Raw genomic sequence first — 14,567 nt, 5'->3', positions numbered from 1 at the left:
CGTGGGCCCTCCGCCTACAGCTTCATCAGGTTGCTGTCATCGACCGAAGCCGAGTGCCTGGACCGGAAGATGGACACGATGATGGCGAGGCCGACCACGACCTCGGCCGCCGCGACCACCATGGTGAAGAACGCGATGATCTGGCCGTCCAGGTTGCCGTGCAGCCGGGAGAAGGTGACCAGGGCCAGGTTCGAGGCGTTGAGCATCAGCTCCACGCACATGAAGAGCACGATCGCGTTGCGCCGGATCAGCACGCCGGAGGCGCCGATGGTGAACAACAGGGCGGAGAGGTAGAGGTAGTTGACGGGGTTCACTCCGCCTCCTCCTTGCTCGGGACGGGCTCCAGCTGCTTGCGCGGGCCGGCCACCGCAGGCCGGGCCGACTGCGGGCGGCCCAGGTACTCGGCGGTGCGGCCCTCCAGCTCGGCCATCCGCTCCAGCATGTCGTGGCTGACGTCCCGGATCTGGCCGCGCTCGCGCAGCGTGTTCATCACCGAGTCCTCGCTGACGGTGCCGTCCGGCAGCAGGGCCGGGATGTCCACCGCGTTGTGCCGGGCGTACACGCCGGGGGCGGGCAGCGGCGGCACCTGGATGTTGTCGCGGACCCGCTGGTCGGCCAACTGCCGCTGGGTGAGCGGCGCCTGGACGTGCTCGCGGTGGGTCAGCACCATCGCGCCGATGGCGGCGGTGATCAGCAGCGCGCCGGTGAGCTCGAAGGCCCAGACGTAGTCGGTGAACAGCAGCCGGGCCAGGCCCTGGACGTTCCCCTCGGCGTTGGCCTCGGCCAGGCCGGTGAAGGTCGAGAGCTTGGCGTTGGAGATGCCGGCGATCAGCAGCACGCCGAAGCCGAGGCCGCAGAGCACCGCGGCGATCCGCTGGCCCTTGAGCTGCTCCTTCAGCGAGTCGGCGCTCGTCACGCCGACCAGCATCAGCACGAACAGGAAGAGCATCATGATCGCGCCGGTGTAGACGACGATCTGCACCACGCCCAGGAAGACCGCGCCCTGGGCCAGGTAGCAGACCGCCAGCGCCATCATGGTGGCGGCCAGGCAGAGCGCGCTGTGCACCGCCTTCTTGAGCAGCAGCATGCCGAGCGCGCCGCCGACGGCGATCACGGCGAGGATCCAGAACTGGACCGCCTCTCCGGTGGAGGTCACGACTGCTCCTCCTTCTCCCGGTCGGTGCGCTCCTGCTGGACGGTGCCGGGCGCGGCCGCGGTGATCTCGCCCCGGTAGTACGCGCCCTCGTCGGCACCCGGGTAGTAGGCGTGCGGCGAGTCGACCATGCCCTCGGTGAGCCCCACCAGGAGCTGCTCCTTGGTGAAGATCAGGTCGGCCCGCGAGGAGTCGGCCAGCTCGTACTCGTTGGTCATGGTGAGCGCCCGGGTCGGGCAGGCCTCGATGCAGAGGCCGCAGAGGATGCAGCGGGCGTAGTTGATCTGGTAGACCGCGCCGTACCGCTCGCCCGGCGAGTAGCGCTCCTCGTCGGTGTTGTCCGCGCCCTCGACGTAGATCGCGTCGGCCGGGCAGGCCCAGGCGCAGAGCTCGCAGCCGACGCACTTCTCCAGGCCGTCCGGGTGCCGGTTCAGCTGGTGCCGGCCGTGGAAGCGGGGAGCGGTGGGCTTCTTCTGCTCCGGGTACTGCTCGGTGAGCCGCTTCTTGAACATGGCCTTGAAGGTCACGCCGAAGCCTGCGGCCGGGCCGAGGAGGGACGGCTTCTCAGCCTTCTCGTCCGACATCGTCTCAGCTCCCTTCCGCGGAGTTGGAGGTGGCGCCGTTCAGGGCGTCCTGGAGTTGCGGGGCCCGGCTGCGACGGCGGGGCACCGGGGGGAGCTGCTGACCGGGCAGCGGCGGGACGGGGTAGCCACCCGCCATCGGGTCGAACTCTGCGGCCTCGGCCGCGGGTTCGGTCTTCTCCTTGGCCTTGACCACGTCGCGGAGCAGGAACAGCAGCAGCACCACCAGCACCGGGGCGCCGACGTACAGCACCACCTGGCCGAAGTCGTAGCCCTCGTTGCGCAGCGCGCGGACGGTGGCCACCATCACCAGCCAGACCAGCGAGACCGGGATCAGCACCTTCCAGCCCAGCTTCATGAACTGGTCGTAGCGGAACCGGGGCAGGGTGCCGCGCAGCCAGATGAAGAAGAAGAGCAGCAGCTGGATCTTCAGGGTGATCCAGAGCATCGGCCACCAACCGTGGTTGGCGCCCTCCCAGAACGTCGAGATCGGGTACGGGGCCCGCCAGCCGCCCAGGAAGAGGGTGGAGGCGACCGCCGAAACGGTGACCATGTTGACGTACTCGGCCAGCATGAACATCGCGAACTTCAGCGAGGAGTACTCGGTGTTGAAGCCGCCGACCAGCTCGCCCTCGGCCTCCGGGAGGTCGAACGGGGCACGGTTGGTCTCACCGACCATCGCGATGATGTAGACGATGAAGGAGACCGGCAGCAGCACCGCGAACCAGGTCGGCTGCTGGGAGGCGACGATCTCCGAGGTGGACATCGAGCCGGAGTAGATGAAGACCGCCGCGAAGGACAGGCCCATCGCGATCTCGTAGGAGATCATCTGCGCCGAGGAGCGCAGGCCGCCGAGCAGCGGGTAGGTCGAGCCGGAGGACCAGCCGGCCAGCACGATCCCGTAGATGCCGACCGAGGCCACCGCCAGGATGTAGAGCAGGGCGATCGGCAGGTCGGTGAGCTGCATCGGGGTGCGGGTGCCGAAGATGGAGACCTCGTTGCCCGCCGGGCCGAACGGGATCACCGCGAAGGCCATGAAGGCCGGGATCGCGGCGACGATCGGCGCCAGGACGTAGACCACCTTGTCGGCGCCGGTGACCACCAGGTCTTCCTTGAGCGCCAGCTTCACGCCGTCGGCCAGCGACTGCAGCATGCCCCAGGGGCCGTGCCGGTTGGGGCCGATGCGCAGCTGCATCCAGGCCACGACCTTGCGCTCCCAGACGATCGCGATCAGCACGGTGCCGACCAGGAAGGCGAAGACGAACACCGCCTTGATCAGCACCAGCCACCACGGGTCGCGCCCGAAGAAGCCGAGGGTCTCGTATGCGGCCAGCGTCATGACTCCTCCGCCGGGGCGATGGTCACCAGGTGTCCGGTGGTGGTGCCGAGGGTGCGGTGGGCGCCGCCCGGCGTGGAGTTGAGGGGCAGCCAGACGGTGCGGTCGGGCTGCTCGGGGCTGAGCTCCAGCGGCAGGACCAGCGAGCCGCCGGGGCCGGTGATCCGCAGCGCCTTCCCGGCGCCGATCTCGGCGGCGGTGGCGGGCGAGAGCCGGGCCACCGCGGCGTGCCGGGTGCCGGCCAGGTGCTCGTCGCCGGTCTGCAGGGTGCCGTTGTCCAGCAGCAGCCGGTGGCCCGCCAGCACGGCCTGGCCGGTGGCCGGGCGGGGCAGCGGGGCGGGGGCGGCGCTGGGCGCGCTGGGCAGGTCGCCCTCCCACGGGGCGAAACGGTCCAGCTCCAGCCGGGCGGCCCGGACGTCCGGGACGCCGATCGGGCTGCCGATGGCGTCGGCCAGCATGCTCAGCACCCGGACGTCCGAGTGGAGTTGGCGGGCCATCAGCTGGTCGGGCTTGAGCGCGGCCTCGAACATCCGCACCCGGCCCTCCCAGTCGAGGTAGGTGCCGGCCTTCTCGGTCACCGCGGCCACCGGCAGCACCACGTCGGCCCGCTCGGTGACGGCGGACGGGCGCAGCTCCAGCGAGACGGTGAACCGCACCCGGGCCAGCGCCTCGTCGGCCAGTGCCGGGTCGGCCAGGTCGTCCGGGTCGAGCCCGCCGATCACCAGCGCGTCCAGGTCGCCGTGGGCGGCGGCCGCCAGGATCTGGTCGGTGTCCCGGCCGAGCCTGGCCGGGAGTTCGGCCGCGCCCCAGACGGCGGCGGTCTCGGCCCGGGCGGCGCCGGAGTTCACCGGACGGCCGCCGGGCAGCAGGCCGGGCAGCGCACCGGCCTCCACCGCGCCGCGCTCGCCGGCCCGGCGCGGCACCCAGGCCAGCCGGGCGCCGGTGGCGGCGGCGAGCTTGAGGGCGGCGGTCAGACCGCCGGCCACGGTGGCGAGGCGCTCGCCGACCAGGATCACCGCCCCTGCCTGGCGCAGCAGTTGGCCGGCCCGGCCCGCCTCGTCGCCGAGTGCGGTGTCGTCCGCCAGCGCGGCCAGCCACTCGGCCTCGGTGCCGGGCGCGGCCGGGAGCAGCGCGCCGTGCAGCTTGGCCAGGCCGCGGCTGCGGTGCGAGGCGACCGAGAAGACCTGGAGCCCCTTGGCCCGGTTGGCCTTGCGCAGCCGCAGGAAGACGATCGGCGACTCCTCCTCGGGCTCGAAGCCCGCGAGCAGCACGGCCGGTGCGGCCTCCAGCGCCTCGTAGGAGACGCCCTCGCCGTCCAGGTCCACACCGGTGCCGGCCACCTCGGAGGCCAGGAAGTCGGCCTCCTCGGCGGAGAGCGGGCGGGCCCGGAAGTCCACGTCGTTGGTGCCGAGCGCGACCCGGGCGAACTTGCCGTAGCCGTAGGCGTCCTCGACCGTGACGCGGCCGCCCGCGAGGACCGCGGCCTTGGCGCCGCGCAGCCCCTCGGCGGCGAAGGCCAGCGCCTCCGGCCAGGAGACGGCGACGAGTTCGCCGTCCTTGCGGATCATCGGGGCGGTGAGGCGGTCGCGCTGCTGGGCGTAGCGGAAGGCGAACCGGCCCTTGTCGCAGTTCCACTCCTCGTTCACCGCCGGGTCGTCCCCGGCCAGCCGGCGGAGCACCTTGCCGCGGCGGTGGTCGGTGCGCTGGGCGCAGCCGGAGGAGCAGTGCTCGCAGACGCTGGGCGAGGAGACCAGGTCGAACGGGCGGGAGCGGAACCGGTAGGCGGCCGAGGTGAGCGCGCCGACCGGGCAGATCTGGATGGTGTTGCCGGAGAAGTAGGACTCGAAGTCGTCCCCGGCCCCGGTGCCGACCTGCTGGTTGGCACCGCGCTCCAGCAGGTCGATGAACGGGTCACCGGCCACCTGCTCGGAGAAGCGGGTGCAGCGGGCGCAGAGCACGCAGCGCTCGCGGTCCAGCAGCACCTGGGTGGAGACCGGCAGCGGCTTGGGGTAGGTGCGCTTCATCCCGTCGAAGCGGGTGTCGGCGTCACCGGTGGACATCGCCTGGTTCTGCAGGGGGCACTCGCCGCCCTTGTCGCAGACCGGGCAGTCCAGCGGGTGGTTGATCAGCAGCAGCTCCATCACGCCGCGCTGGGCCTTCTCGGCCACCGGCGAGCTGACCTGGGTGCGGACCACCATGCCCTCGGCCACCGGGATGGTGCAGGAGGCGACCGGCTTGCGCTGGCCCTCGACCTCGACGATGCACTGGCGGCAGGCCCCGGCCGGGGCGAGCAGCGGGTGGTCGCAGAAGCGCGGGATCTGGGTGCCGATCTGCTCGGCCGCCCGGATCACCAAGGTGCCCTTGGGGACCTGGAGTTCGACTCCGTCGATGGTGAGCGTGACGAGGTCGGTGCTGGTCTTCGGCGGCTCGGTCACGGTCATGCGTGCACCTCCCTCTCGGTGGTGTGGTCGTGGGCGGTGCGGTCGGCCCAGACGGTGGAGGCGGAGTGGTCGAACGGGCAGCGCCGCTCGGTCAGGTGCCGCTCGTACTCCTCGCGGAAGTACTGCAGCGAGGAGACGATCGGGCTGGCCGCGCCGTCGCCGAGGGCGCAGAAGGACTTGCCGTTGATGTTGTCGGCGATGTCCAGCAGCTTCTCCAGGTCACCGTCGGTGCCCTCGCCCGCCTCGATCCGCTTGAGCAACTGCACCAGCCAGTACGTGCCTTCGCGGCACGGGGTGCACTTGCCGCAGGACTCGTGGGCGTAGAACTCGGTCCACCGGGTGACCGCCCGGACCACGCAGGTGGTCTCGTCGAAGACCTGCAGCGCCTTGGTGCCGAGCATCGACCCGGCGGCCCCGACGCCCTCGTAGTCGAGCGGCACGTCGAGGTGCTCGTCGGTGAACATCGGGGTCGAACTGCCGCCCGGGGTCCAGAACTTGAGCCGGTGCCCGGCCCGGATGCCGCCGCTGATCTCCAGCAGCTGACGCAGCGTGATGCCGAGCGGGGCCTCGTACTGGCCGGGGTTGGTGACGTGCCCGGAGAGCGAGTAGAGGGTGAAGCCGGGGGACTTCTCGGTGCCCAGCGACTTGAACCACTCGTTGCCCCTGGCCAGGATCGGCGGCACCGAGGCGATCGACTCGACGTTGTTCACCACCGTCGGGCAGGCGTACAGACCGGCGATCGCCGGGAACGGCGGACGCAGCCGGGGCTGGCCGCGGCGGCCCTCCAGCGAGTCCAGCAGCGCCGTCTCCTCGCCGCAGATGTACGCCCCGGCACCCGCGTGCACGGTGATGTCCAGGTCGATGCCGGAGCCGAGGATGTTCTTGCCGAGGTACCCGGCCTCGTACGCCTCGGCCACCGCCGCGTGCAGCCGCCGCAGCACCGGCACGACCTCGCCGCGCAGGTAGATGAAGGCGTGCTCGCAGCGGATCGCGTAGGACGCGATGACCATGCCCTCGATCAGCGAGTGCGGGTTGGCGAAGAGCAGCGGGATGTCCTTGCAGGTGCCCGGCTCGGACTCGTCGGCGTTCACCACCAGGTAGTGCGGCTTGCCGTCGTTCTGCGGGATGAACTGCCACTTCATGCCGGTCGGGAAGCCGGCCCCGCCGCGGCCGCGCAGGCCGGAGTCCTTGACCTGGGCGATCACCTCGTCGGGGGCCATCGCCAGGGCGTTCCGCAGGCCCTGGTAGCCCTCGTGACGGCGGTAGGTTTCGAGGCTCCAGGGGCGGTGGTCGTCCCAGGAGGCGGACAGCACGGGCGAGAGCAACTTCTCGGCCGGCTCTGCGGAGGTCATCACGCTTCGGTCCCTTCGTGCCTCGGAGCCACGACCTTGGTGCCGGGGGTGCCGGGCAGTGCCTCGCCCTTGGCGAGCCGGAGCCCGGCCAGCGAGGGCGCGCCGCCCGCGCCGGAGGCGTCCACCGCGCCGGGGCGCTCGTCCGGGAAGCCGGCCAGGATGCGGGAGGTCTCCTTGAAGGAGCAGAGCCGGGCGCCGCGGGTCGGCCGCACCTCCTGGCCGTCCTTCAGCTGGTCGACCAGCTCCCGTGCGCTCTGCGGCGTCTGGTTGTCGAAGAACTCCCAGTTGACCATCACCACGGGGGCGTAGTCGCAGGCCGCGTTGCACTCGATCCGCTCGATCGAGACCTTGCCGTCCGGGGTGGTCTGGTTGTTCTCCACGCCCAGGTGCTGCTTGAGGTCCTCGAAGATCTCGTCGCCGCCGAGCACCGCGCAGAGCGTGTTGGTGCAGACGCCGACGTGGTACTCGCCGGCCGGGCGGCGGCGGTACATGGTGTAGAAGGTGGCCACCGCGGTCACCTCGGCCGTGGTCAGGTCCAACTGCTCGGCGCAGAACCGGATCCCGGTCGGCGTCACGCAGCCCTCCTCCGCCTGCACCAGGTGCAGCAGCGGCAGCAGGGCGGACCGGGCCACCGGGTAGCGGCCGATCAACTCCTTGGCGTCCTCGGCCAGTCGGGCCTCGACCTCGGCCGGGTACGGCTTGGCGGGGAGGGCCGGCATCCCCAGTTGGACGTCGCTGCTCACCGGTCCACTCCTCCCATCACCGGGTCGATCCCGGCCACCGCGACGATCACGTCGGCGACCTGGCCGCCCTCGCACATCGCCGCCATCGTCTGCAGGTTGGTGAACGACGGGTCCCGGAAGTGCACCCGGTACGGGCGGGTCCCGCCGTCGCTCACCACGTGCACGCCGAGCTCGCCCTTGGGGGACTCGACGGCCGCGTAGGCCTGGCCGACCGGCACCCGGAAGCCCTCGGTGACCAGCTTGAAGTGGTGGATCAGGGCCTCCATCGAGGTGCCCATGATCTTCCGGATGTGGTCCAGCGAGTTGCCCATCCCGTCCGGGCCGACGGCCAGTTGGGCGGGCCAGGCGATCTTCTTGTCGGCCACCATCACCGGGCCGGGCTTCAGCCGGTCCAGGCACTGCTCGACGATCCGCAGCGACTGGTGCATCTCCTCCAGCCGGATCAGGAACCGGCCGTAGGAGTCCGCGGTGTCCGCGGTCGCGACCTCGAAGTCGTAGTTCTCGTACCCGCAGTACGGGTCGGTCTTGCGCAGGTCGTGCGGCAGTCCGGTGGCCCGCAGGATCGGGCCGGTGGCGCCGAGCGCCAGGCAGCCGGGCAGGTCCAGGAAGCCGACGTCGACCAGACGGGCCTTGAAGACCGGGTTCCCGGTGGCCAGCTTGTCGTACTCGTGCATCCGCGAGCGGAGCAGCTTCACCGCCTCGCGGATCTGGTCCACCGCGCCGGGCGGCAGGTCCTGGGCCAGCCCGCCGGGGCGGACGTACGCGTGGTTCATCCGCAGGCCGGTGACCAACTCGAAGACGTCCAGGATGAGTTCGCGGTCCCGGAAGCCGTAGATCATCAGCGTGGTGGAGCCGATCTCCATGCCGCCGGTGGCCAGGCAGACCAGGTGCGAGGAGATCCGGTTGAGCTCCATCATCAGCACCCGGATCACGCTGGCGCGGTCCGGGACCTGGTCGGTGATGCCGAGCAGCTTCTCGACCGCGAGGCAGTACGCGGTCTCGTTGAACATCGGGGTCAGGTAGTCCATCCGGGTCACGAAAGTGGTGCCCTGGACCCAGTTCCGGAACTCCATGTTCTTCTCGATGCCGGTGTGCAGGTAGCCGATCCCGCACCGGGCCTCGGTCACCGTCTCGCCGTCGATCTCCAGGATCAGGCGCAACACCCCGTGGGTGGACGGGTGTTGGGGGCCCATGTTGACGATGATGCGCTCGTCGTCGGCCCGGCCGACGGCCTCGACCACCTCGCCCCAGTCGCCACCGGTGACGGTGAAGACCCGTCCCTCGGTGGTCTCCCGTGCTTCCTCGAAATGAGTGGTCATCAGCTGTACGACCTCCGCTGGTCGGGCGCCGGGATCTGGGCGCCCTTGTACTCGACGGGGATGCCGCCGAGCGGGTAGTCCTTGCGCTGCGGGTGGCCGGTCCAGTCGTCCGGCATCATGATCCGGGTCAGCGCCGGGTGGCCCTCGAAGACCAGGCCGAAGAAGTCCCAGGCCTCGCGCTCGTGCCAGTCGTTGGTCGGGTAGACGCTGACCACTGAGGGGATCACCGGGTCCGAGTCCGGCGCGGTGACCTCCAGCCGGAGCAGCCGGCCGTGGGTGATCGAGCGCAGCGGGTAGACCGCGTGCAACTCCCGCCCGGTGTCGCCCGGGTAGTGCACCCCGTTGACGCCGAGGCAGAGCTCGTAGCGCAGCGCCGGGTCGTCGCGCAGCGTGCGGACGGCCTTAAGCAGGTGCTCGCGGGCGATGTGGAAGGTGAGTTCGCCGCGGTCCACCACGGTCTTCTCGATCACCTCGGCCGGGTCGAGCCCCTGCTCCTCCAGCGCGCCCTCGAACTCGTCGGCGACCTCGTCGAAGCCGTGCCCGTAGGGGCGGCTGCTGGCCGGCGGCATCACGATCGGGGCGGCCAGGCCGCCGAAGCCGGAGGTGTCGCCGGTGCCCTTGGCGCCGAACATGCCCTGGCGCTTGCCGATCACCTCGACGGCCAGCTCACGGTGTGGGTGCTCGGTACGGGTCGCCGGTACCGGCGTCTGCTCGCTCATCGCAGCAGCCCCCGCATCTCGCTGGTCGGGGTGGCCTCCAGGGCCAGCTCCTCCGCCAACTCCTCGGCCCGGAGCCGGTTCACGCCCAGCGGCTCGTGCTGGATCTTCTCGTGCAGCTTGAGGATCGCGTCCATCAGCATCTCCGGGCGGGGCGGACAGCCCGGCAGGTAGATGTCCACCGGGACGATGTGGTCCACGCCCTGCACGATCGCGTAGTTGTTGAACATCCCGCCGGAGGAGGCGCAGACGCCCATCGAGATGACCCACTTCGGATTGGCCATCTGGTCGTACACCTGGCGCAACACCGGCGCCATCTTCTGGCTCACCCGGCCGGCCACGATCATCAGGTCGGCCTGCCGGGGGGAGCCCCGGAAGACCTCCATGCCGAACCGGGCCAGGTCGTAACGGCCCGCCCCGGTGGTCATCATCTCGATCGCGCAGCAGGCCAGCCCGAAGGTGGCGGGGAAGAGCGACGCCTTGCGCACCCACCCCGCCGCGGCCTCCACGCTGGTGAGCAGAAAGCCGCTCGGCAGCTTCTCCTCGATACCCATCAGTTCCCTCTCAGTCCCTCAAGTCCGGTGGCTTGCCCCCGTGTTCACAAGCGGCCCGCACCGTCACGGGGAGCCGCCCGACCGGGGCGTTCAGTCCCACTCGAGACCGCCGCGACGCCACACGTAGGCGTAGGCGACGAAGACGGTGGCGATGAACAGGAGCATCTCGACCAACCCGAAGATCCCCAGGGCGTCGAAGCTGACCGCCCAGGGATAGAGGAAGACGATCTCGATGTCGAAGACGATGAACAGCATCGCCGTGAGGTAGTACTTGATCGGGAACCGACCGCCGCCCACCGGCTGCGGGGTCGGTTCGATGCCGCACTCGTACGCCTCCAACTTGGCCCGGTTGTAACGCTTCGGGCCGGTCAAAGAGGCCATCACGACGGAGCCGACCGCGAACGCCGCCGCGATGGCACCGAGTACGAGGATCGGCGCGTAGGCATTCATAGCCCCCGCTCCCTCCGTCCAGTCTTCCGTGACTGCAGATCGGAACTGCCGGGTCACGCTGTGGTTGACCCGCTTCCACTCCGTGAGATCCGCCCATGTGAGGCAGTTCACAAGGCTTGGAACGAGCGCATCCTATGCCCGTCGGCTTGTGATCTGCGACACGCGGTTCTGAACGATCTTTGTGATCTACGACACCTCGCAAAGGATCACGGAGGGGCGGAAGCCGGGATCAATCAACCCAGTGCAGGCAAGCGGTCACAAACCGTCGCAATCGCCTGTGAAGTGACTGGTCAGCGGGCCATGCGCATATCAACTCGACTGGTGATCATGCAAATTTCGGAGGGTGCCGATGACGTGATAAAGGGACCACCCGGGAGGGTGGCCCCTGGAGAACGGTCGCTTGACCCTTCGTTCACAAGCGCACGAAGGCCCGGTTCCGCTACCGGCGTTCGGCCCAGACGTGGGCGGCGATGCCGACCCGGTTCCGGACGCCGAGCTTGCGCTGGATGGTGGCGAGGTGGTTCTTCACCGTGCCCGGCGAGATGAACAGCCGCCCGGCCACCGCCGCGTTGGTCGCCCCGTCCGCCACCAGGGCGGCGATCTCGGCCTCCCGGGGCGTCAGTTGCTCCACCCCGGCGGCCGGAGCGGCCGGTGCGGCCGGAGCCGCCGGCTCCCGCTCGGTGATCGTCCTGAGCAGACGGACCGTCACCTCCGGGCTGATCAGGGCGTCCCCCGCCACCGCCGCCCGGACCGCCTCCACCAGCAGCGCCGGGCCGGACCGCTTCAGCAGGAACCCGGACGCGCCGTTCCGCAGCGCGGCGTGCACGTACTCGTCCAGGTCGAAGGTGGTCACCACGACCACCCGCAGCGGGTCCGCCACCCCCGGCCCGGCCAGCCGCCTGGTCAGCTCCAGACCGTCCAGCCCCGGCATCCTGATGTCCGCCAGCAGCACGTCCGGCCGCAGCCGGCGGGCCAGGTCGAGCGCCTGCTCGCCGTCGGCCGCCTCGCCCACCACGGTCAGGTCGGGCTGGGCGTCCAGGATGATCCGGTACGCGGTGCGGATGTCGGCGTGGTCGTCCGCCAACAGGACCGTGGTCGTCACGACTCCCCCTCGATCGGCGGCAGGTACGCCCTGACCCGCCAGCCCCGTTCGGTGCGGTCCGCCTCCAGCGTCCCGTCCAGTGCCTCCACCCGGGCGGCCAGTCCGCGCAGCCCGTTGCCGCCGCGCCGCCGGGTCCGGCCGGACGCCGCGCCGCCGTCGTCGCTGACCAGCACCTCCAGACCGCCCCGGGCGGACGGCCGGACGGCCACCTCCACCAGGGTCGCGGCGGGCGCGTGCCGCCGGACGTTGGTCAGCGCCTCCACCACCACCCGGTGCGCGGTCGCCCCGATCTCCCGGCCGACCGGAACCCCGACCGGCCCGCCCGGCCCGGTCAGCTCGGGCAGCTCCAGCCGGACGCCGGCCGGGCCGGAGGCGGCGAACCGCTCGACCACACCGGCGAGTTCGGCCAGGCCCGGCTGCGGCTCGCGGCGGGCCGCGTCCTCCTCCCGGAGCAGGTGCACCGTGCGGTCCAGCGAGGCCAGCGCCTGCTGCCCGGCCTCCTCGATCCGCCGGAACAGCTCCTGCTGACCCTCCGTCACGAACGCCTCCGCCTGGGCCAGCGCCACCATCCCGCTGACGTCGTGGGCCACGAAGTCGTGCAGGTCGTGCGCGAGTTCGACCCGCTGGGCCCGCCGGGCGGCCGCCACCTCACGCCGCCGCCGCTCGTCCAGCGCCCCCAGGTACAGCCCGACCGCCACCGCCGACAACCCCGCCACCAGGCCGAACCCGAGCAACCCCGAGGTCTCCCGCCAGTCCGCCGGCGGCACGTACCGGGTCGGCCAGAGCCCCGCCGCCGTCGCCGCCAGGACCGCCGCCGGCCACCTCCGCGCCCGCACCGCCAGGACCACCAGGCCCAGCAGACAGCCCAGTTCGGCCACCAGCAGCACCCCGAGCAGCCGGCCCGACTCGCCCACCCCGCCCCACCACCAGCCGACGGCGGTCACCCCCAGTGACCCCAGCGCCCCCGCGCTCCCCCACCGAACGATCATGCGACCACCCTACGGGCCGCCCCACCGCCACCACCCGTGCCGAACGGCACATGCCCTCACCTGACGGCCCGTCCGGACCTGCCGATCGGCATCTGCCCCGGGCCGGGGCGCCGACGGGACGCTTGAGCCGTCCCGACCGGCCCACCCCGAAAGGCAGTCCGATGCCCACCACCCTGTACCCCTCCGCCACCCCCACCACCGTTCCCGCCGTCCGGCCGCCCGCCCGGTGGGCCGTCCGCACCGCGAAACTGGCCGCGCTCACCGCCCTGCCCTCCGGCCTCTGGCGGGTCGCCCTCGGCCTCGGCATCCCGGTCGGCTTCTCCGGCACCCTGGAGGCGGAGATGACCGCCCACATGCCGGGCTGGGGCACCCTCTACGTCCTCGCCCTCTCCGCCCTCGCCGAGGCCCTCGCCTTCCTCACCCTCGGCCTGGTCCGCCCCTGGGGCCAACTCGCCCCCCACTGGCTCCCGTTCATCGGCGGCCGCCGGATCGCCCCGCGCACCGCCGCCACCACCGCCGCCCTCGGCGCCCTCGCCGTCACCCTCATCACCCTCTACGCCGCCACCACCTGGTACTCCCCCGAAGCCATGGGCAACCCCGACGCCCCGCACGGCCCGGCCGGCTTCCTGATGACCGCCGCCTACGCCCCACTGCTGCTCTGGGGCCCGCTGCTCGCCGTGGTCACCGCCGACTTCCGGCGCCGCTCGCGGGCCGGCTCCCGCTGAGCCGCGCCCACGTCCTCGCCGGTGCCCGAGCCCGCGGACACCGGGGCCGCGGTGCGGCGGCCCCACTCGGTGCCGGCCAGGACGCAGAGGGCGCCGAGCAGACCGAGCGGGCCGAGGTGGTCGCCTGCCAGGGTGATGCCGAAGACGGCGGCCCAGAGCGGTTCGGTGCCGAGCAGCAGGGAGACCCGGGAGGGCGAGGTGGTCCGGACGGCCCACATCTGGACCACGAAGGCGAAGATCGTGCAGGCCAGCGAGAGGTGCAGCAGCAGCACCCAGTCGGTGGCCCCGTAGGAGGCCGCCAGGGCCGCCGGGGAGGTGCCGGTGAACGGTGCGATCACCGCGAACACCACGGTGGCGGTGGCCAGTTGGACCCAGGTCAGGGCCCCCGAGTCGGCCTCCCGGATGGACCGCAACCGGGCCATGGTGAGCACGTGCGCCGTCCGCACCAGCGCCGCCCCGAGCACCAGCAGGTCCCCGGGGCCCGGCGCCCGGAAGCCGCCGCCCCCGCCCCCGGTCAGCAGCGCGACCCCGAGCACCGAGAGCCCGGCCGCCGCGACGAACGCCCGCGGCAGCCGGGTGCGGGCCAGCGCGCTCTCGGCGAGCGGGGTGAAGACCATGGTGAGGCTGATGACCAGTCCGGCGTTGGTCGCCGAGGTGTGCACCGCCCCGTACGTCTCCAGCAGGAAGACCGCGCCGAGCACCAGCCCGAGCGAGGACCCGCCCAGCCACTCCTTCGGCCCGAAACGGCGCAGCCCCCGCCAGGTGAACAGCGCCAGCAGCGGCAGCGCCACCGCGAACCGCAGCACCAGCATGGCCACCACGCTCTCCTCGGTGGCCACGTTCTTCACCACCAGGAAGCTGGACCCCCAGGCCACCGCGACCCCGAGCACGGGCAGGTCACGGGCGAACGGGGCGAGCGACCGACGCATACGGTCTCCTCCGAAGGATCGGGGTGCGGGAGCCGTGCGACGCCGAACGGTCTGGTGGCGGGCATCCTCCCGCACCCCCGTTCGGACGATCAACAGCATTCCACCCACCGGTCGGCCGACGGTTCCACGAACCGACCTGACGACGTGCATACCGAACGGCCGTGCGGGCATTGATGA

The 14,567-nt window shown here is 71.6% G+C and carries 15 protein-coding genes; 1 reads left to right on the top strand and 14 read right to left on the bottom strand.

Annotated features, from left to right (window positions below; translation table 11 throughout):
* Nucleotides 1-14 precede the first annotated feature (14 nt).
* The 13 genes from nuoK to ACIA8O_RS23680 form a co-directional block, all read right to left on the bottom strand.
* On the bottom strand, nucleotides 15-314 hold the full coding sequence (nuoK, locus tag ACIA8O_RS23740; RefSeq protein WP_057227572.1) for an NADH-quinone oxidoreductase subunit NuoK: 300 nt from the start codon (nucleotides 312-314) through the stop codon (nucleotides 15-17).
* The gene (locus ACIA8O_RS23735) at nucleotides 311-1,156 is read right to left on the bottom strand and encodes an NADH-quinone oxidoreductase subunit J (RefSeq protein ID WP_396295940.1); all 846 of its coding nucleotides are present in this window, start codon (nucleotides 1,154-1,156) and stop codon (nucleotides 311-313) included. The genes nuoK and ACIA8O_RS23735 overlap by 4 nt, the downstream gene beginning before the upstream one ends.
* The gene (gene nuoI, locus ACIA8O_RS23730; RefSeq protein WP_396295939.1) at nucleotides 1,153-1,737 is read right to left on the bottom strand and encodes an NADH-quinone oxidoreductase subunit NuoI; all 585 of its coding nucleotides are present in this window, start codon (nucleotides 1,735-1,737) and stop codon (nucleotides 1,153-1,155) included. Before nuoI ends, ACIA8O_RS23735 begins: the two co-directional genes overlap by 4 nt.
* Nucleotides 1,738-1,741: 4 nt before the next feature.
* Nucleotides 1,742-3,073 (bottom strand): NADH-quinone oxidoreductase subunit NuoH, encoded by a 1,332-nt coding sequence (nuoH, locus tag ACIA8O_RS23725; RefSeq protein ID WP_396295938.1) that lies wholly within the window; start codon nucleotides 3,071-3,073, stop codon nucleotides 1,742-1,744.
* Nucleotides 3,070-5,511 carry an NADH-quinone oxidoreductase subunit G gene (locus ACIA8O_RS23720; protein WP_396295937.1) on the bottom strand — a complete coding sequence of 814 codons (2,442 nt, stop codon included), beginning with the start codon at nucleotides 5,509-5,511 and terminating at the stop codon, nucleotides 3,070-3,072. Before ACIA8O_RS23720 ends, nuoH begins: the two co-directional genes overlap by 4 nt.
* On the bottom strand, nucleotides 5,508-6,863 hold the full coding sequence (nuoF, locus tag ACIA8O_RS23715) for an NADH-quinone oxidoreductase subunit NuoF (protein WP_396295936.1): 1,356 nt from the start codon (nucleotides 6,861-6,863) through the stop codon (nucleotides 5,508-5,510). The genes ACIA8O_RS23720 and nuoF overlap by 4 nt, the downstream gene beginning before the upstream one ends.
* Complete coding sequence (gene nuoE, locus ACIA8O_RS23710; protein WP_396296145.1) at nucleotides 6,863-7,582, bottom strand: NADH-quinone oxidoreductase subunit NuoE; 720 nt, start codon at nucleotides 7,580-7,582, stop codon at nucleotides 6,863-6,865. The genes nuoF and nuoE overlap by 1 nt, the downstream gene beginning before the upstream one ends.
* 20 nt (nucleotides 7,583-7,602) lie before the next feature.
* Nucleotides 7,603-8,925 carry an NADH-quinone oxidoreductase subunit D gene (locus ACIA8O_RS23705; protein ID WP_396295935.1) on the bottom strand — a complete coding sequence of 441 codons (1,323 nt, stop codon included), beginning with the start codon at nucleotides 8,923-8,925 and terminating at the stop codon, nucleotides 7,603-7,605.
* Nucleotides 8,925-9,644: an NADH-quinone oxidoreductase subunit C gene (locus ACIA8O_RS23700; RefSeq protein WP_396295934.1), complete on the bottom strand. Its 720-nt coding sequence runs from the start codon at nucleotides 9,642-9,644 to the stop codon at nucleotides 8,925-8,927. Before ACIA8O_RS23700 ends, ACIA8O_RS23705 begins: the two co-directional genes overlap by 1 nt.
* Nucleotides 9,641-10,195: a NuoB/complex I 20 kDa subunit family protein gene (locus ACIA8O_RS23695; protein ID WP_396295933.1), complete on the bottom strand. Its 555-nt coding sequence runs from the start codon at nucleotides 10,193-10,195 to the stop codon at nucleotides 9,641-9,643. Before ACIA8O_RS23695 ends, ACIA8O_RS23700 begins: the two co-directional genes overlap by 4 nt.
* A gap of 90 nt (nucleotides 10,196-10,285) precedes the next feature.
* On the bottom strand, nucleotides 10,286-10,645 hold the full coding sequence (locus ACIA8O_RS23690) for an NADH-quinone oxidoreductase subunit A (RefSeq protein WP_014137597.1): 360 nt from the start codon (nucleotides 10,643-10,645) through the stop codon (nucleotides 10,286-10,288).
* 439 nt (nucleotides 10,646-11,084) lie between these two features.
* On the bottom strand, nucleotides 11,085-11,747 hold the full coding sequence (locus ACIA8O_RS23685; protein WP_396295932.1) for a response regulator: 663 nt from the start codon (nucleotides 11,745-11,747) through the stop codon (nucleotides 11,085-11,087).
* Entirely contained in the window at nucleotides 11,744-12,736 is a 993-nt protein-coding gene (locus ACIA8O_RS23680; protein ID WP_396295931.1) for a sensor histidine kinase, read from the bottom strand. The genes ACIA8O_RS23685 and ACIA8O_RS23680 overlap by 4 nt, the downstream gene beginning before the upstream one ends.
* Before the next feature lie 161 nt (nucleotides 12,737-12,897).
* Here ACIA8O_RS23680 and ACIA8O_RS23675 point away from each other — a divergent pair, with 161 nt between their 5' ends.
* A complete protein-coding gene (locus tag ACIA8O_RS23675) occupies nucleotides 12,898-13,461 on the top strand; it encodes a hypothetical protein (RefSeq protein WP_396295930.1) in 564 nt (187 codons plus the stop codon).
* On the opposite strand, the gene ACIA8O_RS23670 is transcribed toward ACIA8O_RS23675, so the two are convergent.
* Nucleotides 13,377-14,390 (bottom strand): DMT family transporter, encoded by a 1,014-nt coding sequence (locus ACIA8O_RS23670; RefSeq protein ID WP_396295929.1) that lies wholly within the window; start codon nucleotides 14,388-14,390, stop codon nucleotides 13,377-13,379. The genes ACIA8O_RS23675 and ACIA8O_RS23670 overlap by 85 nt on opposite strands.
* Nucleotides 14,391-14,567: the final 177 nt, after the last annotated feature.

It is taken from the genome of Kitasatospora sp. NPDC051853, assembly GCF_044452665.1.
Lineage (GTDB): Bacteria > Actinomycetota > Actinomycetes > Streptomycetales > Streptomycetaceae > Kitasatospora.
This window is presented reverse-complemented; position numbering and strand designations above follow the sequence as displayed.